The sequence below is a fragment of the Paraconexibacter algicola genome (genome assembly GCF_003044185.1).
In the GTDB taxonomy this organism is placed as follows: domain Bacteria; phylum Actinomycetota; class Thermoleophilia; order Solirubrobacterales; family Solirubrobacteraceae; genus Paraconexibacter; species Paraconexibacter algicola.
The window spans coordinates 1,957,169-1,981,122 of record NZ_PYYB01000001.1; the positions used below are offsets into that span (position 1 = coordinate 1,957,169).

At 74.8% G+C, this 23,954-nt stretch carries 22 protein-coding genes; 10 read left to right on the forward strand and 12 right to left on the reverse strand.

Annotation, left to right across the window (positions count from 1 at the left end):
- Window positions 1-107 precede the first annotated feature (107 nt).
- The gene (locus C7Y72_RS09260) at window positions 108-1,535 is read left to right on the forward strand and encodes a collagen-like domain-containing protein (RefSeq protein WP_199223894.1); all 1,428 of its coding nucleotides are present in this window, start codon (window positions 108-110) and stop codon (window positions 1,533-1,535) included.
- 141 nt (window positions 1,536-1,676) lie between these two features.
- On the forward strand, window positions 1,677-2,705 hold the full coding sequence (locus tag C7Y72_RS09265; RefSeq protein WP_107568468.1) for a S8 family serine peptidase: 1,029 nt from the start codon (window positions 1,677-1,679) through the stop codon (window positions 2,703-2,705).
- 9 nt (window positions 2,706-2,714) lie between these two features.
- On the opposite strand, the gene C7Y72_RS09270 is transcribed toward C7Y72_RS09265, so the two are convergent.
- A complete protein-coding gene (locus C7Y72_RS09270; protein ID WP_107568469.1) occupies window positions 2,715-3,005 on the reverse strand; it encodes a metal-sensitive transcriptional regulator in 291 nt (96 codons plus the stop codon).
- Between the two features lie 47 nt (window positions 3,006-3,052).
- Here C7Y72_RS09270 and C7Y72_RS09275 point away from each other — a divergent pair, with 47 nt between their 5' ends.
- From C7Y72_RS09275 to C7Y72_RS09285, 3 genes are read left to right on the forward strand one after another with little or no spacing between them, the layout of a single operon-like run.
- Window positions 3,053-3,250 carry a heavy-metal-associated domain-containing protein gene (locus C7Y72_RS09275; RefSeq protein ID WP_107568470.1) on the forward strand — a complete coding sequence of 66 codons (198 nt, stop codon included), beginning with the start codon at window positions 3,053-3,055 and terminating at the stop codon, window positions 3,248-3,250.
- A gap of 2 nt (window positions 3,251-3,252) precedes the next feature.
- On the forward strand, window positions 3,253-4,209 hold the full coding sequence (locus C7Y72_RS09280) for a DUF8832 domain-containing protein (RefSeq protein WP_107568471.1): 957 nt from the start codon (window positions 3,253-3,255) through the stop codon (window positions 4,207-4,209).
- Window positions 4,206-6,428, forward strand: coding sequence for a heavy metal translocating P-type ATPase (locus C7Y72_RS09285; protein ID WP_107568472.1), 2,223 nt, complete (start codon window positions 4,206-4,208; stop codon window positions 6,426-6,428). Before C7Y72_RS09280 ends, C7Y72_RS09285 begins: the two co-directional genes overlap by 4 nt.
- On the opposite strand, the gene C7Y72_RS09290 is transcribed toward C7Y72_RS09285, so the two are convergent.
- Window positions 6,325-7,086, reverse strand: a complete 762-nt coding sequence (locus tag C7Y72_RS09290; protein WP_107568473.1) for an ArsR/SmtB family transcription factor — start codon at window positions 7,084-7,086, stop codon at window positions 6,325-6,327. The two genes, C7Y72_RS09285 and C7Y72_RS09290, sit on opposite strands and share 104 nt — an antisense overlap.
- A 65-nt stretch (window positions 7,087-7,151) precedes the next feature.
- On the opposite strand from C7Y72_RS09290, the gene C7Y72_RS09295 reads away from it, so the two are divergent.
- On the forward strand, window positions 7,152-8,105 hold the full coding sequence (locus tag C7Y72_RS09295) for a DMT family transporter (RefSeq protein WP_233243785.1): 954 nt from the start codon (window positions 7,152-7,154) through the stop codon (window positions 8,103-8,105).
- Here the strand turns inward: C7Y72_RS09295 and C7Y72_RS09300 are convergent.
- From C7Y72_RS09300 to C7Y72_RS09310, 3 genes are all read right to left on the reverse strand, one after another.
- The gene (locus tag C7Y72_RS09300; RefSeq protein ID WP_107568475.1) at window positions 8,102-9,745 is read right to left on the reverse strand and encodes an alkaline phosphatase D family protein; all 1,644 of its coding nucleotides are present in this window, start codon (window positions 9,743-9,745) and stop codon (window positions 8,102-8,104) included. The two genes, C7Y72_RS09295 and C7Y72_RS09300, sit on opposite strands and share 4 nt — an antisense overlap.
- A gap of 240 nt (window positions 9,746-9,985) precedes the next feature.
- Entirely contained in the window at window positions 9,986-11,551 is a 1,566-nt protein-coding gene (locus tag C7Y72_RS09305) for an acyl-CoA carboxylase subunit beta (protein ID WP_107568476.1), read from the reverse strand.
- 129 nt (window positions 11,552-11,680) lie between these two features.
- Complete coding sequence (locus tag C7Y72_RS09310) at window positions 11,681-12,514, reverse strand: hypothetical protein (protein ID WP_107568477.1); 834 nt, start codon at window positions 12,512-12,514, stop codon at window positions 11,681-11,683.
- A 98-nt stretch (window positions 12,515-12,612) separates the two neighbouring features.
- Between C7Y72_RS09310 and C7Y72_RS09315 the strand changes: the two genes are divergently transcribed.
- On the forward strand, window positions 12,613-12,954 hold the full coding sequence (locus C7Y72_RS09315; protein WP_107568478.1) for a hypothetical protein: 342 nt from the start codon (window positions 12,613-12,615) through the stop codon (window positions 12,952-12,954).
- Here the strand turns inward: C7Y72_RS09315 and C7Y72_RS09320 are convergent.
- The 7 genes from C7Y72_RS09320 to C7Y72_RS09350 form a co-directional block, all read right to left on the reverse strand.
- Window positions 12,873-13,370, reverse strand: a complete 498-nt coding sequence (locus C7Y72_RS09320; RefSeq protein ID WP_107568479.1) for a DUF2269 family protein — start codon at window positions 13,368-13,370, stop codon at window positions 12,873-12,875. The two genes, C7Y72_RS09315 and C7Y72_RS09320, sit on opposite strands and share 82 nt — an antisense overlap.
- Before the next feature lie 70 nt (window positions 13,371-13,440).
- Window positions 13,441-15,069 (reverse strand): acyl-CoA mutase large subunit family protein, encoded by a 1,629-nt coding sequence (locus tag C7Y72_RS09325; RefSeq protein WP_107568480.1) that lies wholly within the window; start codon window positions 15,067-15,069, stop codon window positions 13,441-13,443.
- A 103-nt stretch (window positions 15,070-15,172) separates the two neighbouring features.
- Window positions 15,173-17,641: a DUF1963 domain-containing protein gene (locus C7Y72_RS09330; RefSeq protein ID WP_146175308.1), complete on the reverse strand. Its 2,469-nt coding sequence runs from the start codon at window positions 17,639-17,641 to the stop codon at window positions 15,173-15,175.
- On the reverse strand, window positions 17,638-18,009 hold the full coding sequence (locus C7Y72_RS09335; protein ID WP_107568482.1) for a type II toxin-antitoxin system VapC family toxin: 372 nt from the start codon (window positions 18,007-18,009) through the stop codon (window positions 17,638-17,640). The genes C7Y72_RS09330 and C7Y72_RS09335 overlap by 4 nt, the downstream gene beginning before the upstream one ends.
- Window positions 18,006-18,269, reverse strand: coding sequence for a type II toxin-antitoxin system Phd/YefM family antitoxin (locus C7Y72_RS09340; RefSeq protein ID WP_107568483.1), 264 nt, complete (start codon window positions 18,267-18,269; stop codon window positions 18,006-18,008). Before C7Y72_RS09340 ends, C7Y72_RS09335 begins: the two co-directional genes overlap by 4 nt.
- A gap of 45 nt (window positions 18,270-18,314) precedes the next feature.
- Complete coding sequence (locus tag C7Y72_RS09345; RefSeq protein ID WP_107568484.1) at window positions 18,315-18,944, reverse strand: class I SAM-dependent methyltransferase; 630 nt, start codon at window positions 18,942-18,944, stop codon at window positions 18,315-18,317.
- Window positions 18,945-18,983: 39 nt separating this feature from the next.
- Complete coding sequence (locus C7Y72_RS09350) at window positions 18,984-20,489, reverse strand: hypothetical protein (RefSeq protein WP_107568485.1); 1,506 nt, start codon at window positions 20,487-20,489, stop codon at window positions 18,984-18,986.
- A gap of 116 nt (window positions 20,490-20,605) precedes the next feature.
- Between C7Y72_RS09350 and C7Y72_RS09355 the strand changes: the two genes are divergently transcribed.
- The 3 genes from C7Y72_RS09355 to C7Y72_RS09365 are packed head-to-tail and all read left to right on the forward strand — an operon-like array spanning window position 20,606 to window position 23,940.
- Window positions 20,606-22,234, forward strand: coding sequence for a flippase activity-associated protein Agl23 (locus C7Y72_RS09355; protein WP_158276749.1), 1,629 nt, complete (start codon window positions 20,606-20,608; stop codon window positions 22,232-22,234).
- Window positions 22,235-22,243: 9 nt separating this feature from the next.
- Complete coding sequence (locus C7Y72_RS09360) at window positions 22,244-22,876, forward strand: molybdenum cofactor biosynthesis protein MoaE (protein ID WP_158276750.1); 633 nt, start codon at window positions 22,244-22,246, stop codon at window positions 22,874-22,876.
- Window positions 22,873-23,940 (forward strand): GTPase, encoded by a 1,068-nt coding sequence (locus C7Y72_RS09365; RefSeq protein ID WP_107568488.1) that lies wholly within the window; start codon window positions 22,873-22,875, stop codon window positions 23,938-23,940. The genes C7Y72_RS09360 and C7Y72_RS09365 overlap by 4 nt, the downstream gene beginning before the upstream one ends.
- Window positions 23,941-23,954: the final 14 nt, after the last annotated feature.

Consider the following 23,954-nt stretch of genomic DNA (forward strand, 5'->3'; position numbering starts at 1 on the left):
CGTTGAACGGACGTTCAACGGGTCGTGCAATCTCGTCACGTTGCCACTACGGTGTGACCGACGTGGCGGGGGAACGGGTCCCCCGCAGGGCAGATGCAAGGGGGAACATGACGTTCAAGAACACGCGCGCCACGCTCGGTGCGCTCGGGTCGACCGCGGCGATCGCCGCCGCCATGGCGGCGCCGGCACAGGCCGCCACCACCACCTATCCCGCCGGCGGGAGCAGCTTCACCAGTGGCCTCGAGGGCTGGCAGGACACGAGCACCTCGTGCGTCCTGCTCGTGCTGCCGTCGCTGCTGTGCGACGTGGACAACCTCCACGCCGCCGGCGTCGGCAACCCGGCGGGCTCGCTGCAGGTCCGCTACACGACGCTGCTCGGGCTCCTCGGGGTCGCGACGGGCACGAGCGTCGTGACGTCGCCGTCGTTCACGGTCGCCGAGACCGGCGGCTCCGGCGTCCTGCAGCTCGATCGCCGCGCCGACATCCAGGCGCTGCTGGACCTCGGCGGCACCGCCGGCTACCGGGTCGTCCTCGTCAACCAGTCCAACGGCGCCCGCACGGTGCTGCTGGAGGAGGCGCTCGACAACGCCGACAGCGCGTTCGTCAAGCGCACCGCGGCGGTGCCGACCGGGCTGCTGCAGCCGGGCACGAGCTACCGCCTGGAGATCACGACGCGCCTGACCTCGCAGCTGCTGCAGATCCTCGGCGGCAGCGTCAGCGCCTACTTCGACAACGTCGGCCTCGCGGTCACCGACGGTCCCGCCGGCCCGACGGGTCCGAGCGGCCCGACCGGTCCGAGCGGCCCGACCGGGCCCACCGGTCCGAGCGGTCCCACCGGTCCGAGCGGCCCGACGGGTCCGAGCGGCCCGACCGGTCCGAGCGGCCCCACGGGCCCGAGCGGTCCGACCGGCCCGACGGGTCCGGACGGCCCCACCGGTCCGACGGGTCCGAGCGGCCCGACGGGTGCGACCGGCCCGCAGGGCCCGACGGGTGAGACCGGGGCCCCCGGCCCCGCCGGCCCCGCCGGGGCGAACGGCACGAACGGCACCAACGGCGCCAACGGGGCGGCCGGGCCGGCCGGTCCCGCGGGCCCCGCCGGCCCGCAGGGTCCGGCCGGTGCGACGGGCGCGACCGGCGCCTCGGTCGACGGCGCCTCGCTGCCGACGTCCAAGCAGCTCCTGCGCATCGACTCCACGAACCTCGCCGTTCCGCGGTCGAAGGCCAAGGGCTCGAAGATCGTGAAGGTCCGGATCTACTGCCGGCCGTTCGCGACCCGCACCTGCTCGGGCACCGTGAAGATCCGCTCGACGAACAAGCTGCGGTTCGGCCGCTCCGGCAACGAGCGCGTGACGTTCGGGACCAGCGAGTTCCAGCTCAACCGCCGCCAGGTCGGGTTCGTGAAGGTCCCGCTCGGCGCCGACCGCGTCGCGCTGGCCCGCAAGCGCCGCACGACCGAGGTGATGGTCACCGTCGCGGTGATCGACACCAGCGGCAACCGGCAGACGTTCCGCCGCACCGTGCGCCTGCGCGGCTAGCAGCCCGCCGCACCGCCTGACCGCGACCGACCCCGTACGCCCACGAGGTGTGCGGGGCCGGTCCGCGTCCGGGCCCGGACATCCGTCCAGGTCCGTTGACAGCGCCGCGCAGATCCGCGCCCGCCCGCCGATGGACGGGCCGTGCGCCGCGCCCGTCCCCAGGCCCTGCTCCTCGCCCTCGCGGTCGTCGCGCTGCTCGGCGCGCCGGCCGCCGCGTCGGCGGCGGTCCCGGGCCTCGGCTGGCTGCAGCGGGCCGTCGGCGTCCAGTCCCGGATCGCGGTGCCGGCCGCGACCGCCGCGCGCACGGTCACGGTGGCGGTCGTGGACAGCGGTGCCGATCTCGCGCACCCGGCCCTCGCCGGTGCGCTGTGGACGAACCCCGGGGAGACCGCGGGCAACGGCGTCGACGACGACGGCAACGGCCACGTCGACGACGTGCACGGCGTCAACCTCCTCGACGACACGCAGCCGCCGCTGGACCAGTCCGGGCACGGCACCGCGGTGGCCGGGATCGTGGCGGGCCGGCCGCGCTGGCGGGGCCGCAGCGGTCTCGCGTCCGGCGTCGCGCGCGTCATGGTCGTGAAGGTCCTGGGCGAGCGCTCGAAGGGCTCCACGGGCACGGTGGCGGCGGGCATCCGCTACGCCCTGGCCGAGGGGGCGCAGATCATCAACCTCAGCGTCACGACGCCCGACGACGACCCGGAGGTCGCCGCCGCGGTCGGCGAGGCGGCCGCGCGCGGGGTCCTGCTCGTCGTCGCCGCCGGGAACCACGGCCGCGATCTGCGCGACGCCCCGCTCTACCCGGCGGCCTACCGGACGCCCGACATGGTCACGGTCGGCGCGACCGACCGTGACGGCTACCTCGTGGACCTGAGCGCCTTCGGACCGGGGGTCGATCTCGCGGCGCCGGGGCTGGACGTGCCCGCGCTGGCGCCGGGTGGGCGCGCGACGCGGTTCAGCGGCACGAGCGCCGCCGCGCCCCTGGTCTCCGGGGCTGCGGCGCTCCTGCTGGCGCGCCATCCGGGCACGCCGGTCGTCACGCTGCGCGCCGCGCTGCTCAACGGCGCCCGCCGCACGACGGCGCTGCGCGACGAGATCCGCACGGGCGCCCTGGACGTCGGCCGCGCGATCCGCCGGCTCGACCGGCGCGCCGCGGTTCGCGGGCGCTGAGCCGCCGCGTCAGCCGCGCCGCATGAGCCGCGCCACGGCGGCCATCAGCTCGTCGGTGCGCTCCGCGCGCAGCTCGTCGGGGGCGTGCAGGACGCAGTGGCGGGCGTGCTCGTCCATCAGGCCCAGCGCGACCTTGTCGAGGGCCGCCTGGACGGCGCTGATCTGCGTGAGCACGTCGATGCAGTAGCGGTCGTCGTCGACCATCCCCTGGATCCCGCGGACCTGGCCCTCGATCCGGCGCAGGCGCGTGCGCAGCTGGTCCTTCGTCGCGGTGTACCCCCGGGTCGTCGGCTCGGCCATGGACGCAGCGTAGCGGATACCCCCCGGGGGTGTGCTATGGTCGAGGCATGAGCGAGACGACCTACACCGTCACCGGCATGACCTGCCAGCACTGCGTCGCCAGCGTGCAGGAGGAGGTCTCCGAGGTCCCGGGCGTCACCGAGGTCCGCGTCGACCTCGACACCGGCCGGGTCGTCGTGGTGGGCGAGGCGCAGGACGCCGCCGTCCGCGCGGCGATCGACGAGGCCGGGTACGCGGTCGCCTGATCGTGTCCGTCGCCGCCCGCCTGAGCGCGTTCGCGCTGCTGCTCGCCGCCGTCTTCGCCGCGGCCGCGCTGGCGGGCGGGCTCGTCGACCCGGACGGTGCGTCCGACACCACCGGGACCGCGCACGGCGCGACCGCGACGCCGCACGACACCGACGGGACGCACGGCGGCGCGTCCGCCGACGCGCACGGCGCCGGCGGCGCGCCCGACGCGACGGACCACGGAGCGGACGCGGGCCCCGACCACGGGACGGCCGGCCACGCCGACGGCACCGGGCAGGCCGCCGCGCCGCCCGGACTCACCGCCGAGCAGGACGGCTACCGCCTGGTCCTCGACGCGGCACCGCGCACGGTCGGGGTCACCGCACCGCTGCGCCTGCGGATCCTCGGACCCGACGGGCGTGCCGTCCGGCGCTTCGACGTCGCGCACGCGCGGCGGCTGCACCTCGTCGTCGTCCGCCGGGACCTCCAGCACTTCCGCCACGTCCACCCGGTGATGGGCGCCGACGGCACCTGGAGCATCCGGCTGGCGCTCCCCGCCGCCGGCACCTACCGCCTCTACGCGGACACGACGATCGACGGGGTGCAGCGGACGCTGGGCACCGACGTCCAGCTCCCGGGGACCTTCACGCCGCGGCCCGTCGCGCGCCCGGCGACGCTCGCCGACGCCGGGGACGGGCTGCAGGTCCGTCGCCGCCCCGGTCCCGCCGGCTCCGTCGCGTTCGACGTGCTGCGCGACGGGCGCGTCGTGACCGGCGAGCTCGAGGACCACCTCGGCGCCCGCGGCCACCTCGTCACCCTCCGGGCCGGCGACCTCGCGTACCTCCACACGCACCCGGCCGGTGACCGGCTCGCGTTCGGCGTCGAGCTCCCCGGGCCGGGGACCTACCGCAGCTGGGTCGAGTTCCGGCTCGACGGGCGCGTGCACACCGCCGCCTTCACCGAGGTGGTGCCCGGATGAGCCGGCTGGAGCTGCCGATCACCGGCATGACGTGCGCCGCGTGCGCGAACCGCATCGAGCGCAAGCTCAACAAGCTCGACGGGGTCAGCGCGTCGGTGAACTACGCCACCGAGCGGGCCGCCGTCACCTACGAGGACGCGACCGTCGGCCCGGAGGACCTGGTGGCCACGATCCGCGCCGCCGGGTACGACGCCGCGCTGCCGACCTCCTCCTCCGAGCAGGACCCGCCCGCCGAGACCGACGACCCGACGCGCGCCCTGCGCACGCGGCTGGTCGTCAGCGCGGCGCTCGCGCTGCCCGTCCTCGTGCTGTCGATGGTGCCCGCACTGCAGTTCGACGACTGGCAGTGGCTGGCCTGGAACCTCGCGACCCCGGTGGTGCTGTGGGGCGGCTGGCCGTTCCACCGCGCCGCGTGGCTGAACCTGCGCCAGGCGACCGCGACCATGGACACCCTGGTGAGCGTCGGCACCCTCGCCGCCTGGACCTGGTCGGTCGTCGCCCTCTACGCCGGGGACGCCGGCGTCACCGGCATGACGATGGGCTTCGACCTCGTCCCCGACCGCTCCGCCTCGCTGGACCACGTGTACTTCGAGGTGGCGGCCGTCGTCGTCACCTTCCTGCTCGCCGGCCGCTTCTTCGAGGCGCGCGCCAAGCGCCGCGCCGGCAGTGCGCTCGCCGCGCTGCTGGAGCTCGGCGCCAAGGACGTCGCCGTGCTCGGGGACGACGGCGTCGAGCACCGGGTCCCGGTCGCGGAGCTGCGCGTCGGGCAGCGGTTCGTCGTGCGGCCCGGGGAGCGCGTCGCCACCGACGGGGAGCTCGAGGAGGGCACGAGCGCGGTCGACGAGTCGCTGCTCACGGGGGAGTCCGTGCCGGTGGAGAAGCATCCGGGCGACGCCCTCGTCGGCGCGTCGGTGAACGTCGGCGGCCGGCTCGTCGTGCGCGCCACCCGCGTGGGCGCCGACACGGCGCTCGCGCAGATCGCCCGGCTCGTCACCGACGCCCAGTCCGGCAAGGCACCGGTCCAGCGGCTCGCCGACCGCATCTCCGGCGTGTTCGTCCCCGTCGTCCTCCTCGTCGCCACGGCCACGCTCGGGTTCTGGCTGGGCGCCGGGGAGAGCGCCGCGTTCGCGTTCACCGCCGCGGTCGCGGTGCTGATCATCGCCTGCCCGTGCGCGCTCGGCCTCGCGACGCCGACGGCGCTGCTGGTCGGCACCGGTCGCGGCGCCCAGCTCGGCCTGCTGATCAAGGGGCCGGAGGTGCTCGAGTCGACCCGCCGGGTCGACACGATCGTCCTCGACAAGACCGGCACCGTCACCACCGGCCGCATGGCCCTCCTGGACGTCGTCCCGGTCCCCGGCACCTCGCGGGAGGAGCTGCTGCGCCGTGCGGGCGCGGTGGAGGACGCCTCCGAGCACCCGATCGCGCGCGCGATCGCGGCCGCCGCGCGCGCGGAGCTCGGCACGCTGCCGGCGGTGCAGGAGTTCGCCAACCGGGAGGGCGTCGGGGTCGTCGGTCGCGTCGACGGCGTGCGGGTGGAGGTCGGTCGCCTCGCGCCCGGGACCGCCCCGCCGGCCGACGAGCCGCTGCACCTCGCGGCGCTGCAGCACGGCGGGCGGACCGTCGTGCGCGTCGTCTGGGACGGGGCGCTGCGGGGAGCGCTCGTCGTCGCGGACACGCCGAAGGACACCTCCGCTGAGGCGGTCCGGCGCCTGCGGGCGCTCGGCCTGCGGCCCGTGCTGCTCACCGGGGACAACCGTCCGACCGCGGAGGCGGTGGCCGCGGCCGTCGGGATCGACGAGGTCGTCGCCGAGGTCCTTCCCGCCGACAAGGCCGCGGTCATCCGGCGCCTGCAGGGGGAGGGCCGCGTCGTCGCGATGGTCGGCGACGGCGTCAACGACGCGCCCGCGCTCGCCCAGGCCGATCTCGGCCTGGCGATCGGGACCGGCACGGACGTCGCGATCGAGGCGTCGGACCTGACGCTCGTCTCCGGCGACCTGCGCGGCGCCGCGGACGCGATCCGCCTGTCACGGCGGACGCTCGGGACCATCAGGACGAACCTGTTCTGGGCGTTCGCCTACAACGTCGCGTTGATCCCGGTGGCGGCGGCCGGGTTCCTCAACCCCGTGCTCGCGGGCGCGGCGATGGCGGCCTCGAGCGTGCTCGTGGTCTCGAACTCGCTGCGGCTGCGGCGCTTCGAGAGCGGCGCTCCAGGGCGCTGAGCGCCGCGGCGCCCGCGGCGGTGACCGTGAGCGCGCGGCCGTCCGGACGGCGCCGGACCCAGTCCTGGGCGAGCGCCGCGTCCAGCAGCGCCGCGCCGAGCGCGCCCGCGAGGTGCGGGCGGCGCTCCGTCCAGTCCGCGCAGGCGCGCGCGAGCGGACGCGAGGCGGCGGTCGCGCGGACCGCGTCGAGATCCACCCCGAGCGCGGCGTAGGCCGCCTGCGCGCCCGCGGGGACCGCAAAGCCCCCGTCGTCCGCGCGCAGCGCGGCGCAGGCGACCAGCGCGTCGGTCACCCGCACCCCGACCTCGCCGGCGAGGTGGTCGTAGCAGGAGCGCGCGTGGCGCAGCGCCTGCGCCCTGGTGACCGCCCGCAGCCCGATCGGCCGCGGGGCCGGTGCCAGCCGGCCGAGCGCCTCGAGCGCCTCCGCGACCCGCGGGCCCGCGAGCGCGACCTCCCGACGCCGGCCGACCGGCGTCACCGTCACGAGGCCGGCGTCGACGAGCCGGGTCAGGTGCCCGCTGACGGTCGAGGGCGCCACGCCGACGCGGGTCGCCAGCGCCCCCGCGGGAAGCGGGACCCCGCCGAGCAGCTCCTCCAGGATCCGCGTGCGGGTCGGGTCGGCCAGGACGGCGGCGATCGCGGCGAGCTCCGACGACATCGCTCCAGCGTACGGCCGCGACGGTTGGGCGGGGACCGAAGCGTCGGGCGTCTACCGTGACGGGCGTGCCGCGCACCGACCGCCTCGCCCTCGCCGCCGCCGCCGTCACCGTCCTTCTGTGGGCGTCGGCGTTCGTCGGCATCCGCGCCGCCGCCGAAGACCTCACCGCCGGCCCGCTCGCGCTCGGGCGGCTGCTCGTCGCGTCGCTGGTGCTCACGCTCGTCGTCCTGTGGCGCGGCGAGGCAGGCCTGCCGGAGCGCCGGGACCTGCCCGCGGTCGCCCTGTGCGGCGTCGTCTGGTTCGGGCTCTACAACGTCGCGCTCAACCAGGGGGAGCGGAGCGTCGACGCCGGGACGGCCGCGATGCTCGTGAACCTCGGCCCGCTGCTGATCGCCCTGCTGGCCGGCGCGGTCCTGGGGGAGGGCTTCCCGCGCGCCCTGCTGCTCGGCTGCGCGGTCGCGTTCGCCGGCACGGTCGTCATCGGGGCGGGGTCGACCGCGTCCCGGCACGCCGACCTCGCCGGGGTCGCGCTGTGCGTCGGCGCGGCCGTCGCGTACGCCGTCGGCGTGACGCTGCAAAAGCCGCTGCTCGCGCGCACCAGCGCGCTGCGCATCACCTGGCTGGCCTGTCTCACGGGCACGGTCGTGCTGCTGCCGTTCTCGGCGGTCCTCGTACGCGAGACGGGGGACGCCGACGCCGGCGCACTCGCGTGGACCGTGTACCTGGGGATCTTCCCGACCGCGGTCGCGTTCACCACCTGGGCGTTCGCGCTCGGTCGCACGACCGCCGGACGGATGGGCGCGACCACGTACCTCGTCCCGCCGCTCGCCGTCCTGCTCGGCTGGCTGCTGCTCGACGAGGTGCCCGCGACGATCGCGCTCGCCGGCGGCGCGCTGTGCCTGGCGGGCGTCGCGCTGGCGCGCCGCGGCAGCGGCCCGCCCGCCGCGGCGGGCACGGCGGCGGCGGCCACGTCCCCGGTGGCCGCCGCGCGCAGCGCGCCCCCGGCCGCCTCGCGCTAGGCGGTGGCGGGAGGTCCGTTGACGCCCTTGATCGACTGCTGGCCGCGCGCCACCCGGTAGCGCCAGCCGGTGCTCGGGAGCGTCTTGGTGGTCCGGCGCTTGATCGTCTCCATGCGGACCATCTGGCAGTCGAACGCCGACGGGGTCGCGACGACCTTGCCGTACCCGTGGTGGTCGAAGTCCGCCTGGTCGACCCACGGGTTGAAGCCCCGCAGCGTGTCGATGAGCCCCGGGTCGGTCTGGGGGTTCGCGTCGTTGCCGGGCAGCACGACCCCGCCGCCGACGTCGAGCTTCGTCTCGCCGAGCGACTGCGAGGTGATCGACCCGCCGACGAACTCGGTCGCCACGGTCTCCCCGGCCGCGGTCCGCACGTCCCCGGCGATAAACGTGTGGATGTCGCCGGTGATGAAGACCGTGTCCTTGATCGCGCGGTCGCGCAGGAAGCCGAGGAGCTCCTCGCGCTCCCCCGGGTAGCCGCTCCACGTGTCGTAGGAGTAGTTCGCCCCGCCGAGGACCCGCGTCGGCATCATCGTCACCTCGTTCGCGAGCACCTTCCAGGCCGCGGTCGAGGAGCCGAGCCGCTGCTTGACCGCGTCCAGCTGCGTGCGCCCGAGCAGGGCGCGGGGCTGCTCGAGCTCCGCGCACGGGGCGACGACCGCGTCACCGCAGGGCTGGTCCTGGCGGTAGCTGCGCTGGTCCATGACGACGAGGTCGACGACGTCCCCGAACCGCAGCGACCGGTAGATCCGCTGCCCGCTGGAGCCCGGGAACGCGGGCATGCTCTCGAAGAACGCCTTGCGCGCCGCCGCCTTGCGCGCCGCGCCGTAGCGCTTGGCGGCCGGGAGACCCCCGTCCTTCTCGGCGCCGGCGTAGTTGTCCTGCACCTCGTGGTCGTCCCACAGCATCACCATCGGGAAGCGCGCGTGGACCGCCTGGAGCGCCGGGTCGGACCGGTAGAGCGAGTACTTGGCCCGGTAGTCGGAGAGCGTCAGCGCCTCCCGCACGATGTCCCGGTTCGGTCCGCTGCGGCCGATCCGGTCGTCGCGCACCGCGGTCTTCGTGCCCTTCACCGAGTGGTAGGTCTCGGAGTAGATGTAGTCCCCGAGGCAGACGACGAAGTCGAGGTCCTCCTTGGCCATGACCTCGTGCGCGTTGTACCAGCCGTGCGTGTAGTCCTGGCAGGAGAAGAACGCGAACCGCACCGGCTGCTGCGAGCCCGCGGGCAGCGCGGTGCGCAGCCGGCCGACGCGACTCTCACCGGTCCGCGTGCTGAAGCGGTAGTAGTACTGCTCGTAGGGCTTCAGGCCGGTGAGCCGCGCCTTGACCGCGTGGTTCGCGGCGCCGCTGGTGGCGATCTGCCGGCGCTGCACGACGCGCCGGAACGCCCGGTCGGTGGCGACCTCGAGCTCGACGCGGCCGGCGCCCTCGACGCCGGTGACGCGCGACCACAGCGTGCAGCCGGTCGGGGTCGGGTCGCCGCAGATGACGCCGTCGGCGAAGCGGCCGCCGCGGAACACCGGGGCCTTGCGTGCGCTGGCCAGGCCGAGCGCGAACGTCTGCGGGGCGAGGACGACGGCACCGCCGGTCGCCGCGGCGCCGGTGAGGAAGCGCCGGCGCGTGGTCCGGGACGGGTGGGACATGGGGACCTCCTGCGGGACGGTGGGGACCCCGCGACGCTACCGGCGCGGCGACCGTCCGTGGGGGCGGTGCAGGACGCTCGACGGATGTCCGAACCGACATCCGGAGCGGGGTGCAGCGGCGGCCGCGAGCGACGGCCGCCGCGCACGCACCCGGTTCTCCTCTCCCAGGTGTGAACGCGCGGTTCACGTCCTGGATCCTGCCAGAGTCACCGGCGGGGGACGCCGGTGACTCGCCGGGTGCTACAGCGGGATGTTCCCGTGCTTGCGCTGCGGGCCCGGGTCGCGCTTGGTCGAGAGCGTCTCGAGCGCGGTGATGAGCTTCGGACGGGTCTCGTGCGGGACGATCACGTCGTCGATGTAGCCGCGCTCGGCCGCGACGTACGGGTTCGCGAACCGCGCCTTGTAGTCGTCCATGAGGGCCTGGCGGCGCTCCTCGGGCGTCGGCGAGCTGGCGATGTCGCGGCGGTAGATGATGTTGACCGCGCCCTCCGCGCCCATGACCGCGACCTCCGCGGTCGGCCACGCGAAGTTGAAGTCCGCGAGCAGGTGCTTGGACGCCATGACGTCGTACGCGCCACCGTAGGCCTTGCGGGTGATGACCGTGATCTTCGGGACGGTCGCCTCGGTGTAGGCGTACAGGAGCTTCGCGCCGTGGCGGATGATGCCGCCCCACTCCTGCGTCGTGCCGGGCAGGAAGCCCGGGACGTCCGTGAAGGTGATGATCGGGATGTTGAACGCGTCGCAGGTGCGCACGAACCGCGCGGCCTTCGCCGACGCGTCGATGTCGAGCACGCCGGCGAGCGCCGCCGGCTGGTTGCCGACGATGCCGACGGCGTGGCCGTTGAGGCGGCTGAAGCCCATGATGATGTTCTTCGCGAAGTGCTCCTGCACCTCGAAGAACTCGCCGTCGTCGACGATGTGCTTGACGACGTTGCGCATGTCGTACGGCTTGTTCGGGTTGTCCGGCACGACGTGGTCGAGCTCCGGATCCATCCGCTGCGGGTCGTCGGTCGGCTGGACGCGCGGGGGCGTCTCGAGGTTGTTCTGCGGCAGGAACGAGAAGAGGTAGCGGGTCTCCTCCAGCGCGTGGTCCTCGTCCTCGAACGCGAAGTGCGCGACGCCCGACTTGCTGTTGTGCGCCATCGCGCCGCCCAGCTCCTCGAACCCGACCTCCTCGCCCGTCACCGACTTGATGACGTCGGGGCCGGTGATGAACATGTGCGAGGTCTCCTTGACCATCAGGATGAAGTCCGTGATGGCGGGGGAGTACACGGCGCCACCGGCGCACGGGCCCATGATCAGCGAGATCTGCGGGATGACGCCCGAGCAGCGGACGTTGCGGGTGAAGACGTCGCCGTAGGCGCCGAGCGAGACGACGCCCTCCTGGATGCGCGCGCCGCCCGAGTCGTTGATGCCGATCACGGGGCAGCCGATCTTCGCCGCCAGGTCCATGATCTTGCACATCTTCTCGCCCATGACCTCGCCCAGCGAGCCGCCGAAGACGGTGAAGTCCTGGGAGAAGACGCAGACGCGACGGCCGTCGATCGTGCCGTGGCCGGTGACGACCGCGTCGGACCACGGACGCTGCTTCTGCATGTCGAAGTCGTAGGTGCGGTGGCGGACGAAGGTGTCCACCTCCTGGAAGCTGCCCTCGTCCAGCAGCTTCTCGATCCGCTCGCGGGCGGTGTACTTGCCCTTGGCGTGCTGCTTCTCGACCGCAGGCCCCTCGGCGTGGATCGCCTCGGCACGCAGCTCGTGGAGCTGGGCGAGCTTCTCTTCGAACGTCTCCGGTGGCTTCTGGCGCATGGGACGGGCGAGTTTATTGCGGCTGGCGCCGGGACGACCTCCCGGTGCCCCGGGAGCCGTGGGAACGCGCCCCGTCGGGGGGCGTGGACCGCCCGGACAGGGGGTGTCGCCGGGCGTCCCCGACCGGGTTCAGCGGGAGAACGGCCGGTGGTGCGCGGCGCCGAGGTCGTCCAGGACCCCGGCGAGGATCGCGCTCGTGCGCTCGGGCGACAGCGGCTCGGGGGCGGGCGCCGGCGCGGCGGGCTCGACGGCGACCGCGGCGGGCGGCGGCTCCTCGGACTCGACGGGGTCCGGGGCGCGGACGGGCAGCGGGATGACCGGGGCGGGCGCCGGCTCGACCGGGGACGGCTCGACGGGCGCCTCCGCGGTGGGCGCGGGTACGACGACGACCGGTGCCGCGTCGGCGGGGGCGACGGGGGCGGCGGTCCGCACGGCGCGCGGCTCCAGGGCGCGGCGACCGAACAGCCGCGCGAAGAACCCGCGACGTCGCGGAGTCGGCTCCGGCTCCGGCTCGACCGGCAGGACCGAGCCGACGGTGACGGTGGGCTCCGGCGTGGCCGCCTCGACGGGCTCGGGCGCCGCGGACGCGGACGGCTCGGGCTCGGGCTCGGGCGCCACGGGCTCGGTCTCGGGCTCGGGCGCGACGACGGCGTCCACCGGCGGGACGGCGGCCACGACCGCCGGGGCCTCGGGCTCGCCGGCTCGGGCCACGGACGCGTCGGGCGCGGCCTCGACGGCCTCCGCGGTGAGGATCACCCGGGTCCCCCAGCCCGAGACCTCGAGCTCCACCGTGCCGCGTGCGCGGTCGCCCTCCCAGGCGACGGTGGTCTCGGGCTCGGTGCGGGTGATGCGGATCTCGCCGAACTCGCCCAGGTGGCGGGCCAGCGACTCGACGTCGCTGATCTCCGCCCACAGCTCGGGCGGGCTCTTCACCAGGGTGCGCTTGACGGTCGCTTCGGGCATCGCGTCCGGGATTCCACCGCTCCCGGTCGGTTCCTTCCGGCGTGGCGCGGTTACGGAGCCTGAACGGCGCCTTGCGCCCGCCACGTACCATCAGGCACATGACGGCCCGCAAACGCGCGCTGCTGCTGGCCATCGGCGCCGCCGGGGCGGTCGCCGCGCTGTCGGGCGCCGTGCTCGAGGGCTGCGTCGCGATCGGGTTCGCCGTCGAGACCTACCTCGTGTGCTGCGCCTACCTCGCGCCGTCGTTCCCCGACGACGAGGACGACGAGCCGGACGACGACGGCGGCGGCGGGGGCGGCGACGGCGGGCCGGACCTCCCGCCGGACCCGTGGCCCGACGGGTGGGAGGAGGCCCAGGCTCAGGCGTACCCGCCCGGCTTGGCGACCATGAAGAACACGGCGACGGCGACGAGTCCGGCGGCGACCAGCCCGACCGTGTAGACGCGCTGGTAGAGCGCCTCGTACTCGGCGCTGAAGCGGACGGTGCCCGGCTCGCTGCCGCTGGCGAGGTCGCGCTGCGACAGCTCGGCGAGCTTGCGCTCCTGCGGGGCGAAGAACGCGCCGCCGAGACCGAACAGCACGATCAGGATGACCATCGGCACGCTCACCCAGACGCGGTCCCAGAGGTCGCGGTCGGAGGCCAGGTAGATCCCGGCGACCAGCACGACGACCATGCCCGGCGTGATGATCCGCTTGCCGAGCATGTCCTGCGCGCCGTGCAGCGCGGGCATCGCGTGCGGGTGGCGGCCCTTGACCCAGCGCAGCAGCAGCGGGTACGCGAAGGTGATGCCGAACGCGACGACGACGCCGAGGACGTGGACGGCCGTGACGACGTCGTAGAAGAGGATGGCGGTCATGCCCGGAAGGCTACCCGGGGCGCGGACGACCGCCGACGGGTCCGGCCGCGGGGGCCGGACCCGGACCGGCTCAGAACTTCGGCTGGTACTTGCCGAACACGTCCTGCATCGCGGCGCAGACCTCGCCCATCGAGGCGCGGTCACGCAGCGCCTCGCGGATGAACGGCACGAGGTTGTCGGTGCCGCGGGCGGCGCCGCGCAGCTCCTCCAGGCGCTGCTCGACGAGCGCCTGGTCGCGGTTGGCCTTGAACGCCTTCAGGCGCTCGACCTGCTCGCGCTCGGACGCCGGGTCGACGCGCAGGAGGTCCGGGACCTCGAGCTCCTCCTCGACGAACTTGTTGACGCCGACGACGATGTCCTGCTCCAGGCGGTAGCGCTCCTGGTAGCCCCAGGCGCTCTCGTCGATCTCCGCGGTGATGAACTCGATCGCGTTGACGGAGCCGCCGAGCTCGTCGACCTTGGCGATCAGGTCGTAGGCGCGCGACTCGATCTCCGCGGTCAGCGCCTCGACGAAGTACGAGCCCGCGAACGGATCGACCGTGTCGGTCGCGCCGGACTCGAAGCCGATGATCTGCTGCGTGCGCAGCGCGGTCTTCGCGGCCTCCTCGGTGGGCAGGGCCAGCGCCTCGTCGTAGCCGTTGGTGTGCAGCGACTGCGTGCCGCCGCAGACCGCGGCGAAGCCCTGCAGGGCCACGCGGACGATGTTGTTGACCGGCTGCTGGGCGGTGAGCGTCACGCCGCCGGTCTGCGTGTGGAAGCGCAGCATCATCGACTTCGGGTTCTGCGCGCCGAAGCGGTCGCGCATGATCGTCGCCCACATCCGCCGGGCGGCGCGGAACTTCGCGACCTCCTGGAAGACGTTGTTGTGGCCGTTGAAGAAGAACGCCAGGCGCGGCGCGAAGTCGTCGACGTTCAGGCCCGCGTCGACCGCGGCCTGCACGTAGGCGATGCCCGACGAGAGGGTGAACGCGACCTCCTGGACCGCCGAGCAGCCCTTCTCGCGGAAGTGGTAGCCGGAGATCGAGACCGTGTTCCACTTCGGGACGTTGTCCTTGCAGTACGCGAACAGGTCCGTCGTGAGCCGCATCGTCGGCTCGGGCGGGTAGATGTAGTTGCCGCGCGCGATGTACTCCTTGAGCACGTCGTTCTGCGTGGTGCCGCGGAGCTTCTCGCTCGGGACGCCCTGCTCCTCGCCGACCAGCTGGTAGAGGCACAGCAGCACGGTGGCCGGCGCGTTGATCGTCATCGACGTCGACACCTGGTCGAGCGGGATGCCGTCGAACGCGGTCCGCATGTCGTCGATCGTGTCGATCGCGACGCCCGTGCGGCCGACCTCGCCGAGGCAGCGCGGGTTGTCGGAGTCGAGGCCGAGCTGCGTGGGCAGGTCGAAGGCCATCGACAGGCCGGTGCCGCCGCGCGAGAGCAGGTACCGGTAGCGCTCGTTGGACTCCTTCGCCGAGGCGTAGCCCGCGTACTGGCGCATCGTCCAGAACTGCTTGCGGTACATGTCCTTGTGGGGACCGCGCGTGTACGGGAACGACCCCGGCTCGCCGAGGCGCTCCTCCAGGTCGTCCGGCACGTCCGCCGCCGTGTAGAGCGGGGCGATCTCGATGCCGGAGTCGGTGAAGTGCCGGGGGTCGTCGGGACCGACGATCGGGGCGACGGTCAGGCGCTCGTCGCGCTCGGAGGAGGTGGCCATGCCGGAAGCCTACGCCCGACGGCGTCGACCCGGCGGTCAGCCCGCACGGCGTCCGTGCGGGTACGCGCCACGGCAGGCCCGCGCACGGTCGCCCCGGGCAGGCTCAGCTCGAGTCCGCGGTCGCGACCACCGCGCTCCAGTCGCCCTTCGCGAGCGCGGTCGCCGGGATCCGGAACTGGAAGTTGCCGCCGTCGGCGAAGGTGAAGCCCAGCGCCTCGTCCCAGGCGAGGTGCAACAGCAGCACCGTGTCCGGCTCGGGCTCGTGGCCCTGGACGCCGGGCTCGTGGCCGAGGACCCAGTGGGTGCCCCTGAGCGTGTAGCCGTCGTCGCGCTCCCACGCGTCGCCTCGCTCGCCGTCGTCGTGGTCGTCCAGGTCGGGGCCGCGTCGGGCGCCGCCCGCGGGCGGCTCGTCCAGCCGTTCGAGCGCCTCGCCGGCCAGCTCGTGCGCCGCTCGCAGGACTCCGCGCCAGCCGCCCCTGCGGCCGGCCTCCACGACGCGGTCGACCGCTTCGCGCACGTCGACGCCGGCCTCGGAGGACCCGGCCCGCGGCCCGGGGTCGGGCCGCTCGGTCGCGCCCCGGCCGTCGTCGCCCCGGTCGGGGTCGTCCTCGCCGTCGTCCTCGGCGCTCCCGCGACCGGGATCCCGAGGAGGGGCGGCGTCGTCGAGCAGCGCGAACGCGAGGGTCGAGTACGCCTCGGCGCTCGCACCCTCGAGCCCGAGCGTCGTGGCCGTGTCGTAGCCCGTCGGCAAGGTCAGACGGGGGACGAACCCGACGTGCCGGTCGCGCAGCCGCCGACCGTCGCCGGCGGCCCCGAGCTCGGGCGGGTGCTCGCGCTCCTGCGGACGGTCTCCCGGCGGGACGAACAGCACGCGCACGGTCGACCCCGGTGTGTTGTCCGCCTCGTCCTCGAACACCTCGTCGGCGAAGTCCGGGTCGAGCACCGCGAAGAACAGCAGGACGCCTGCGTCGGGCAGGGGCGAGCCGCCCTCGACGGCCGGCAGCTCGGCCAGGTCGACCGCGGCGAGAAAGGTCAGCGCCCGTCCGCCGCTGGTCCGAGGCCAGTCCGTGCCCGGCGGCAGGAGCGCGGGCCCGCCGAGCCGACTCGTGACGCGTCCGGTCGCCGGCTCGGCGCGCAGGCCCCACTCTGCGATCTCGTGCGCGAGCCGCCCGGCGTGCTCGGGCAGGCCGCCCTCGGTGAGGAAGCGCTCGAGCGTGGCCCGGTCGCGGTTCGCGGCCGACCAGTCGGCGGGCTCGTCGACCGCCGGGGCGCTCAGCGAGCGTCGGAACGCCGCGACGTGCTCGGCGCCGTGGACCTCGGCGGCGGCCTCCCAGCCGATCTCGTACTCGCTGTCGTACAGGGTCGCGAGCTCCACGAGGTGCAGGAACGGGTCGATCGCACCCGCCGGCACCTCCTGCGCGAGATTCCGCGCGAGCCCCCGGCGAACGTCGCCGAGCACCCGGACACAGCGGTGCAGGTCGGGCTCCGTCCCGTCGTGCGCGGCCATGGTGTTGAACTCGCGGCAGGCCCGGAGGGTGGCGGCGTCGCAGGCGGGCTGCAGCGGCGCGGTCGCCTTGTGCCCCGGGCGGTCACGGGTGGCGCGCAGCGCTTCGAGCGCTCCGCCGCTTGCCGGGCGCGCCCGCGCGTCCCGGCGGATCGCGTCGCCCCCGACGGTCACCTGTCCGGGGAGGGGGCCGGGTCGGGGCTCGTGATCGCGGCGGGCGTCGACCCGGACGACGAACGGCTCCTGCACGTCGAGCCCGGCGACCGTCACGACGATCGCGCGGGTCAACCCGGAGACGAGATCCGCGACGAGCGCGTCGTCGTCGGCCCGCGGCGGCTCCGGACGGTGCGTCACGGCCGACCAGACCACCCGGTCGCCGTCCGGGTCGGCGTCCGCCGCGTCGAGCGCCTGCGAGAGCGCGGGCACGAGCGCCTGCGCGTCGGTCACGGGCGGCTCGTCATCGTGCCCGGGGGCCTGGAACCGTCCGAGGCCGGTGAACCCGCGGCGCAGCTCGTCCAGTCGGCCCTCGTCGTCGAACGTCGCCCGGAGCGTGACGCGGGTGCCGACCTCGTTCTCCCAGGTGCTGGCGGCCGCCCCGCGCGCCGGGCGCCCTTCGATCCACGTCCAGCGCTCGACCTCGACGTCCTGGCCGTCCTCGGTGGTGGCGACGAGGACGACCCGGCCGTCCTCGTCGAGGACGAGCTGCTCGACCGTGCCCGGGTGTCGCACGCGCGTGATCCCCCCGGCCGCGGGAAGTGCGGCGCTCAGGACCAACGGCGCCGCGCCCTCCGGGCCGGGGCGCTCGTGGATGACGATCGTGCCGTCGGCGTCGAGGCCGACGCGCTCGTCGCGGTCCCGCGGTGGCGGGCTGAACTCCCCCGGGGGCCGGCCGAAGCGCTCCTGCGCCCAGGGCACCGGGTCCGGGCCGCCGTGACGGATGTCGTCCCGCCAGGAGACGACCCGCGACCGTGCGAGCGCGCGGAACGCGTCAGCGCCGCCGTCGGCGCGGATGCGTGCGAACGTCTCCAGGACGGTTCGGCAGGCGTCCCGGAGGATGGCCTCGGTCACCACAGGACCGCGCAGCCGTACTCCCGCAGGCGCGGGTCGCCGGTGACCAGGACGCACCGCTCGAGCATCGCCTGCGCGACGATGACCCGGTCGAACGGGTCGCCGTGCACGAGCGGGAGGTCCGCGGCGAACCGGCCGTGCGCCGCGGTGATGGGGACTTCGGCGATGTCGGCCGTCTGGAGGACGTCGTGGAGGTCGACGCCGGTGTACTTCCCGGCCTTGCGCTTGATCGTGAGCTCCCAGACGCTCGCCGCGCTGAGCAGTCGCTCGTTGCCGGGATCGTCGATGGCCTCGCCGGCGCGCTGGCTCAGCCGCGGGTCGTCCGTGACCCACCAGACGGCGGCATGGGTGTCCAGCAGCAGCCTCACCCGGCCTCGCCGGACGGCAGGATCCCGAACATCCGCCCGTAGAGCTCCTCGTCTCCCGGCAGGTCGACCTCGCTCGACCTCACGTGCTTGAACAGGCCCCGGCCCCGCACCTCCCGAGGGCCGCCGTCGACCTCGACCACCGGGACGAGCTTGGCGACCGGACGGCCACCGCGGGTGACGAGGACCTCCGCCCCGGCCTCGACCTCGCGCATGAGCGAGGACAGGTTGGTCTTCGCCTCGTGGATGCCGACGGTCTTCACGGAGCCCAACCTAGACCCCGCGGACCAACAGGTCAACCAGTCCGACTAACCACGTTGCGCGACCACGGTCGTGTGGAACGGCGTGCGGTGCTCCTGCACGACCGCGAAGCCGGTCGCGTCGAGCATCGCGCGCAGCGCGCTCGGGGTGATCGCCCAGTACCAGTTGACGTAGCTGCGGGCCGGGTCGAACGGCTCGGTGTGCGTCGGGTGGATCCCCGGCTCGGGCGCGAACACGCAGACGTTCCGCGCGCCGATCCGCTCGGGGATCGTCTCGGTCGCGAGGATCAGCGTCTCGCGCGTCACGGAGCGCAGCCGCTCGAGCGTCAGCAGCGGGTGCGGCGCGTGGTAGAGCACCCCGCTGCACCAGACGACGTCGTGCGGGCCGAGCCCGGCGAGCGCCACCTCGTCGTGCAGGTCCCCCTGCACGAACCGCATCCGCGAGCGACGGCGGGCGTGCTCGGCCTGGAACTCCGGGGTCTCGCCCATGAGGTCCATGCCGCTGACCTCGCTGGCGCCCGCGTCCTCGGCGGCGAACGCGATCGCCCCGTGCACCGACCACATGCAGCCCACGTCCGCGAACGACCGGCCGGCGACGTGCGCGGCGACGAGCTCCTCACGGGGCGGGGTGGCGCGCGAGAGCCGGGCGCGCAGGCGGGCGGGGATGAGCGGCGTCACGGTGCGCGGCAGGCTACCCGCCCGCCGCGCCCGGGCGGCCTACGAGCAGATCCGGATCTTCAGCGAGACCGACTTCTTCGGGACCTTCTTGGTCTTGCGGACCTTGATGAACGCGCGGGCGCGCATCGTGATCGTGCTGCCCTTCGCCGCGGTCGCGGTGGCCGTGAGGGTCTGGCGGAACGGCGCCTTGCGGTCGGTGCGCAGGATCCGGCCGTCGATCGAGAAGTCGACCTTCGTGACCTTCACGAACAGGTTGCCCTTGCGCTTCTGCTTGCGGACCGTGAGCGTGGCGGTGAAGCGTCCTCCGCGCGGCACGCACGTGCGCGGGCCCGACACCGTGAAGCTGCCGCCGTTGGACGACCCGCTGGCGCTCGACGGCAGCCCCGAGGGCCCACCCGGCACGAACGTCGGCGTGGTGGGCGTCGGGGTGGGGGACGGGATCACCGGCGTCGGCGTCGTGGCGGGGACCGCCGGGGTGAGGTCCGCGGCGCGCAGCAGGTTGCCCTCCCCCTTGTAGACGACGAGACCCTGGCCGCTGTCGTCGATCCCGACGTCCGGGAACGTGCCGCTCTCCGCCGCGACGACCCGCAGCGCGTAGGTCGCCCCGCCGTCGCTGGACACCATCGCGTAGACGGCGCCCCCGAGCGCGCCCGCCCGCACGCTGTCGCCCCCGTCCTCGGACGCGTCGCTGCGCGACAGCGAGCCCGTGAACGGCACGGTCGCGACGGGCGCGCCGAACGAGCCGCCCGCGAGCTTGCGCACGCGCACGGTGCCCCCGGTGCGCGAGAACGCGTAGGTCTGCCCGCCGCCGGACACGACGTCCGTGTCCTTCTCGCCCGCGCCCAGGAGCGTCGGGCCGACCCAGTTGCCGACGAGGTCCGCGCCCGCCTGGTCGGGGAGCGTCCAGAAGTAGGCGTTGTCGAGGTTGTTCGCCACCGCGACGAGCCCGGGGGCGCCCGCCCGCGCGACCGCGAGGTCGTAGACGAGGAACGGCACGCCGCCGTCCCCGAGCATCGCGGAGGTGTCGGTCGCCGCCTCCGACCCGTCGAGCGCCCAGCGGTCCATCCGGCGCCCCGAGTTCGTCGACGGGGTCAGCACGAACCCGCCGTCGAGCCGCAGCGGGCGCCGCGCGTCGGTCCCCGGGTTCGCGTCGCTGACCGCGGTCGGACCGGTCCACGTCGCGCCGTCGTCGACCGACCGCCAGATCCGGACGTTCCCGGCGACGTAGCGCGTGTCGACGAGGGTCAGCTCGCCGGAGCCCGCGTTGCGCAGCAGCCACGGCTGCTCGACGTCGGACGGCGCGCCGATCGTCGCGGTCGCCGCGCACGCCCGCGCGCCGCGCGGCAGGCGGCAGAACGCCACCTGGGTGGCGCTCGTCTGCCAGGCCACGTAGGCGGTCCCGTCGGCGTCGTTCATCGCGACGGAGAACTTGTCGTTGCCGTTGGTGGTGGTCCCGAGGGTGAAGGGCGTGCCCGCCGTGGCGGGGGCGGCGGCGAGCAGGGTCGCGGCCGTGACCAGGGAGACCGTCGTGCGCATCCGGTGCATGACCGGCGACGCTAGCCCCGCACCCGCGAGCGGTCCAGCGATACGAGACGGATGTGCGACCCGCGCCGTCCGCGGCGCTGCGCCGTCGCGCCGCGCCAGCCGCCATGATCCCCGCCATGGAGCGGTTGCGCGGACGGATCGGACGCCCGGAGGCGCTCGTCTGGGGCCTGCTCGTGCTCGGCGCGCTCGTCCTGCGGCTGATCGACCTCGGCGACCGCTCGTTCCACCACGACGAGAGCCAGATCGCGTACTTCTCGTGGTCGACGATCACGCAGCAGCACACCTACGAGTACAACCCGCTGCTGCACGGCCCGTGGCAGTACTACGCCACCGCGCTCACCTACAAGCTGTTCGGCGTCTCCGACTTCGCCGCCCGCTCGGGGCCCGCGCTGCTCGGCACGCTGATGGTCGCGATGCCGTTCTTCGTGCGCCGGCACATCGGCCGCATCGCCGCCTACTCCGCGGCCGTCGGGCTCGCGATCGGCCCGTCCTACCTCTACTACTCGCGCTTCACGCGCGAGGACATCCACATCGCCGCGATGACGCTCGCGGTGATCGTGATCGTCATCCGGATGCTCGACACGCCCCGCCGCTGGCATCCGCCCGTGCTGTTCGCGCTGCTCGCCGCGACGCTCACGGTCAAGGAGTCCGGCCTGATCTTCGGGTTCCTCTGCGCGCTGTTCATCGTCGCGCTGCTCGTCGGGGCGCGCGTACGGCACACCGGACGCACCCGTGCGGTGCAGGTGGCGCTCGCCGTCGGCTGGCGCCCGTGGGTGCTGGCGGGCCTCGCGTTCGTGCTCGTCTACTGCGCGTTCTTCTCGAGCTTCGGCAGCCACTGGGCCGGCATCTGGGACGGGATCTACGAGGGCCCGAAGTACTGGATCGACCAGCACGACGTCGGCCGCGGCGGGGAGCGCTGGTACCTCTACGCGGGGATCCTCGGCGGCTACGAGTGGCCCGTCGTCCTGTTCGGCCTGGTCGGGGCGGTCGCCGTGCTGCGCTGGGCGGTGCGCCCGTCGACGGAGATCCCGGGGTTCACCGACCGGGTCGCCCCGCACGTGCGCGTGCTCGCCGTCTTCCTCGTCTGGCTGTTCGTCGCCTCGTTCACCGGCTACTCGATCGCCGGGGAGCGGTTCGCGTGGCTGATCCTCCACCCGCTGCTGCCGCTGCTGCTGCTCGCCGGGATCGGCCTGCAGGTCGTGTGGGCGGGCCGCGACCGGGTGCTGCCGCGGGTCGCGCTCGGCCTGCTCGTGCTCGGCCTCGCGTCGACGGTCTACTCCTCCTACCGGGTCAACGCCGACGACCCCGTCGACCCCAGCGAGCTGCTCGTCACCACCCAGTCCGGCCCGGAGATCCCGGCGGCCTCGCAGCGGCTGCACGACCTCGACACCAAGCTCCAGCGCTCCCAGGGCCGCCGGCTCAGCATCACGATCGACCCCAACGACGGGGCGTCGTTCCCGTGGGCCTGGTACCTGCGGGACCTGCAGGTCTCCTACGACGCCGGGGTGCGGACACCCGGCTACACCCCGTCGACGGACGCGCTGGTCCTGACCGCCGGATCGCAGGTCGCGGGCCTCGGCGGCCTGCAGGCGTACGATGCGCGCCCGATCCTGCTGCGGTCCGGCTGGGCGCGCGACTGGGGGGACGCGACGCCGCGCGCGTGGTGGAACTGGTACTTCAAGCGGCAGGCGTGGGGCCCGCTCTCGGACCTCGACGAGACGCTGTTCATCCGGAAGGGGCTCTAGACGGTGCGCGTGACGATCAAGCTGTTCGCCGGGTTGAAGGAGCGTGCGGGCGCCTCGGAGATCGAGGTCGACCTGCCCGACGGCGCGCGCGTGCGTGACGCGATCGCGGCGATCGAGCACCTCGCCCCGCCCGGCCTCTGCCTCGTGCTCGCGGTCAACCGCATGTACGCCGGGGAGGACCAGCTGCTGTCGCCCGGGGACGAGCTCGCCGTCGTGCCGCCCGTCAGCGGCGGGGCGCCGCGCGTGCACGTCGCGATCCGGGAGGAGCCGCTGTCGCTCGACGGGCTCGCCGGGTTCGTCGCCGACCCGGCCGCCGGGGCCGTCGTGACGTTCGACGGCCGCACCCGCGACGTCGACTTCCTCGACTACGAGGCGTACGCCGAGATGGCGGAGCCGGTCCTGCGGGAGGTCGCCGAGGCGGCGGTCGCCCGGCACGGCCTGTGCGCGGCGGCGGTCGAGCACCGGATCGGGCGCGTGCCGCTCGGGGAGCCGTCGGTGCTCGTCGCCGTGAGCGCCGGGCACCGGCCCGAGGCGTTCCTCGGGGCGCGCGAGATCATCGACGAGCTGAAGGACCGCGCCCCGATCTGGAAGAAGGAAGAGGGCGACTGGAAGCACGAGTCGGTCCCGCCGACCAGGCCGTGAGCGCCCGCACCGTCGCGTTCGCCGGACCGGTCGGGGTCGGGAAGACCGCGCTGGTCGCGGCGCTCGCCGGGATCGAGGACGCGCTCGTCGGGGCGCAGGAGCACCGCACGGGCCGCACCGCCCTGCCCCACGAGGTGCTCTGCGACGGCGTCGGGCTGGTCGACCTGCCCGGGAGCGTGTCGGGGCCGGTGCTGGCCGCGCTCGCCGCGGCCGACGCCCACGTGCTCTGCGTGGCCGCCGACGACGGGCCCACCCCCGAGCTGCTCGAGCACGCCCACCTGCTGGCGGCGCTCGACCGGCCGGTCGCGGCCGTCTGCCTCACCCGCTGCGACCGGGCCGGCGCCGCCCCCGGGCTCGCTGCGGGCCTGCCCGCGGTCGACGCCGCCGTCCCGGTGCTGCGCACGGACGCGGCGGCGACGGGCGCGGTCGATCCCGCGCCGCTGCTCGACGTCGTGCGCGGCGTCGACCGGCGGCCGGCGACCGGACCGGTCGTGCTGCACGTCGAGTCGGTGCAGGAGGTCCCCGGGGCCGGGACCGCGGTCGTCGGCGGCGTGCTGCGCGGCACGCTCGCGGTCGGCGCGGCGCTGCAGCTCCTGCCCGCCTGGCACGACGCGCTCGTCGGCGCGGTCCGGGTGCGCGGCGCGCTCGCGACGCAGGCGGTCGCCGGGGATCGCGTCGTCGTGCGCCTCGACGGCGTCCCCGCCGGGGAGGTCGCGCCGGGGGACGCTCTCGTCGGCCCCGAGGCCGGGGTCGTGCGCTCCCGCGTCCTGGACGTCGCGCTGGGCGAGCACGTGCGGCTCGCGCACGGCTCGGCGGTCACCGTGCTCGCCGGGGCGCGCGAGGTGCGCGCGGAGGTCGCGTGGCTCGGTGGCCGCTTCCACCAGCTGCGGCTCGCCGCGCAGGACGAGCTGCTCGTGGCCCCGTGGGACCGCGTCGTGCTGCGCACCGGGGCGGGCGAGGTGGCGGGCGCGGACGTCCTCGATCCCGCCGCGCGCCGGCAGGGGCCGTCGCGCGAGCTGCTCGCCGCCCTGGCCCGCCGGGCGCGCGGCGAGCGCGACGGCTGAGCTCGCCGCCGGAG

Coding starts and splice junctions, on each gene's coding strand:
- C7Y72_RS09320 (WP_107568479.1), bottom strand. CDS start 13,370: ATGACCGCCATCCTCTTCTACGACGTCGTCACGGCCGTCCACGTCCTC.
- C7Y72_RS09300 (WP_107568475.1), bottom strand. CDS start 9,745: ATGTCCCACCCGTCCCGGACCACGCGCCGGCGCTTCCTCACCGGCGCC.
- C7Y72_RS09270 (WP_107568469.1), bottom strand. CDS start 3,005: ATGGCCGAGCCGACGACCCGGGGGTACACCGCGACGAAGGACCAGCTG.
- C7Y72_RS09275 (WP_107568470.1), top strand. CDS start 3,053: ATGAGCGAGACGACCTACACCGTCACCGGCATGACCTGCCAGCACTGC.
- C7Y72_RS09305 (WP_107568476.1), bottom strand. CDS start 11,551: ATGCGCCAGAAGCCACCGGAGACGTTCGAAGAGAAGCTCGCCCAGCTC.
- C7Y72_RS09290 (WP_107568473.1), bottom strand. CDS start 7,086: ATGTCGTCGGAGCTCGCCGCGATCGCCGCCGTCCTGGCCGACCCGACC.
- C7Y72_RS09325 (WP_107568480.1), bottom strand. CDS start 15,069: ATGGCCACCTCCTCCGAGCGCGACGAGCGCCTGACCGTCGCCCCGATC.
- C7Y72_RS09355 (WP_158276749.1), top strand. CDS start 20,606: ATGGAGCGGTTGCGCGGACGGATCGGACGCCCGGAGGCGCTCGTCTGG.
- C7Y72_RS09285 (WP_107568472.1), top strand. CDS start 4,206: ATGAGCCGGCTGGAGCTGCCGATCACCGGCATGACGTGCGCCGCGTGC.
- C7Y72_RS09315 (WP_107568478.1), top strand. CDS start 12,613: ATGACGGCCCGCAAACGCGCGCTGCTGCTGGCCATCGGCGCCGCCGGG.
- C7Y72_RS09310 (WP_107568477.1), bottom strand. CDS start 12,514: ATGCCCGAAGCGACCGTCAAGCGCACCCTGGTGAAGAGCCCGCCCGAG.
- C7Y72_RS09350 (WP_107568485.1), bottom strand. CDS start 20,489: ATGCACCGGATGCGCACGACGGTCTCCCTGGTCACGGCCGCGACCCTG.
- C7Y72_RS09260 (WP_199223894.1), top strand. CDS start 108: ATGACGTTCAAGAACACGCGCGCCACGCTCGGTGCGCTCGGGTCGACC.